Here is a 2,704-nt window from a genome sequence, read left to right as displayed (position 1 = left end):
GGTTCATCGGTTCATCGGTTCATCGGTTCATCGGTTCATCGGTTCATCGGTTCATGCCGCGCGTGGTGTAGGCAGCAGAACTCACCGGCTCCTTCATCCTGACAGTCTAACATCCGGCCCCAAGCCGACCACAGCTTGTGAACTAGCTAATCCTCCGATCCCGTGTTCGGGATCGATATGGTCGACGCGTGCGTGCTCGCCCCCTGTGACGCGCGATATCACCGTAATCGGGGTCGGGTTGGATGTCCTCACGCCCGATCTAAATACCTCACTTTTCCCCTGGATCAGAACGGACGGCGCGGACGGACCGCGGCCGATCCCTGACGGTAATTCGCTTCTGTTTGAGGCTCAAACAACGCCTCCGGCCGATGCCGCTGCCAAGTCCTGCATTTCTGCCACCCCACTGACCGCCTGACGGGGCAGGGCGGTGCCTTGCCTCGATTGTGCTCAAGTCCCTCACAGGAGAGTTTCAAAAATGACAAACCAGTCCTCAGACACCCAGCCCGCCCTTCAATCACACAACGTCTTGGTTCAGGGCGGTCGTTTAACCAAGTTCAAGGGGCGGGTGGCAAGCATTGCGCCAGGTTTGTTGGTTGTGGCAACTGCTGCGGCGCTTATCATCGGAGGAGCGGACCAGGCTGATGCTCAGGCGGCCCCCGCTTGCGGCCAAATAATAAACGGCGTCGTCAGAGTGTGCCCTGACGCCAGCATTCCCTCTCCGGGTATCACTCCCCACCATGGCATCGAATACAATGCCGGACCAGATGGGCTCACTCTGATGCTTGATGCCCCAGACAACGCAGACAATTACGCACCCATCACGGTGGAAGCTTGGGGTGTCTCTGGGGCGGCAGTGCGTGGGGCGGATAATACTTCAGGCGATATCGCTGTGCTACTGCACCACGGGAGCGTTACCACTGATGCTGTGGATGAGTTTAACTACAATAACCACGGGCTTGAGGCGTATACCGAGGGCACTGGCAATGCGACCGCGCAAATGAATGGCGGGGATGTCACCACGCATACTGTCCTTAGTTACGGGCTTCGGGCGGAGATTAAAAACGCGGGGAGTAACGCCACGGCGAAGGCGGAAATGACCGAAGGGCGTATCAATATTTTCGAAGGATCAAGCTCCGGGCTTTCGGCAGGAACCGGGTCCGTAGGTGGCGCGGCGATCGTTGAAATAAGTGGCGGCACAATCACCACGCATGGTGGAGGGGCTCATGGGATTGCTGCGTCGGTCAACAAAAACACGGGGAGTGCAGCCAGTGCAACGGCGCGCATGACCGGAGGGCTGATCAGGTTGTACAGGGAAAACTCCCATGGGGTTTTGGTAGAGAGCAATGGGGGGGTGGTTGAGGGCGAGGTACGCGCCGAGGCGCTCGCTGAAATGAGTGGCGGCACAATCATCTCGCGAGGGGTAAGAGATTCCCATGGGGTTCGAGCGCGCCTCTATGACAATACGGCGAATAGCAAAGCTACGGCGACAGCGCGCGTGACCAGAGGGTTGATTAGTACGACAGGTTACCGATCCGCTGGGATTTCTGCGGCTGCAGATGCATCCTGTGATTGTGACGCAATCGCGGAGATGAATGCCATCAACGGCAGCAGCACAATCACCACGGAAGGGGAGCAGGCGCATGGGATACGGGCGGTGTCCAACAACTCGGAGAGTGCATCCGAGGCGAGTGCAAAGGCTGTCATGAGAAACGGGAGTATCAATATTAACGGTCAATGGGCTCATGGGATTTCTGTGCAAGCCAATGGTGGCCTGGGGAGCGCGCTGGCGGAAATGCGTGGTGGCACAATCACCACGACTCACGGGGGCGCGTCCGCGATTTATGTGCGGATTCACAACGAGGATCACACAAACAACTCGGACAACACAAACGGGGCGACAGCGCGCATGACCGGAGGGACGATCCTGACGACGAACAGGGTCAACGCATTCGTGGGTTCCCACGGGCTTCATGCGGACACCACTGGCTCAGCCGATGTGGTCGTGGAGATGAAGGGCGGCAGTATCACCACGCTAGGGAGGAATTCTCACGGGCTTTGGGCGGAAGCAGAGGCGGATGCGATGGTGAATGGTGTGCGGTTTGTTCCGGGCTCAACGCCGCAAGCCAAGACGATTGTCAAGCTGGATGCGGGTGCCGTTGTCACGGCTTCAGGGGCGGGTTCAAACGGAATTCGCGTTTCAGGGAATTACGTGACTATGGATCACAACTCCAACAGCCCAAAATTTTGGTTGGGTGTAAAAGAGTTTGACGTGGACGTGGCTGGGATTGTGACGGGCGGAGCTGACGGATTTAACGCTGATGACGACGGTGCCGCGATCCGCACGATCTCCGACGCTGGCGGCGGGGGAACGATTGATATCGCCAGCACCGGCAGGGTGATGGCGGGGAGGTCTGGCCTTGCGATAGTGGATGGGGCTGGCGCTTCGGTCATCACCTCGGCAGGGCGCATCACCGGTGATATTCGTCTTGGGGCCGGTGACGATACCCTGATTGTGACAGGCGGAAGCATCATCGGCGATGTTTATGGCGGTGAGGGCGACAATACCCTGACCTTGGAAGATGGCCTTCTCGCCGGGAATATTCGTCTTGGCGCGGGTGACGATAGCTTCACTATTGCTTCAGCAGCCAATTTTGACTTTTCCCACGTTCTGGACGGCGGTTCGGGCGATAACGATCACCTGACG

1 pseudogene is annotated in these 2,704 nt (G+C 58.2%); it reads left to right on the top strand.

From position 1 onward, the window contains the following. Positions 1-778: 778 nt before the first annotated feature. A pseudogene (locus tag GTF44_RS21825) lies at positions 779-2,704 on the top strand (hypothetical protein); the annotation flags it as partial.

This window comes from Roseobacter sp. HKCCD6576-2 (assembly GCF_013179285.1).
Lineage (GTDB): Bacteria > Pseudomonadota > Alphaproteobacteria > Rhodobacterales > Rhodobacteraceae > Rhodophyticola > Rhodophyticola oceani.
Note: the sequence above shows the minus strand (reverse complement) of the source record. Positions and strands in the feature narration are given on the sequence as shown.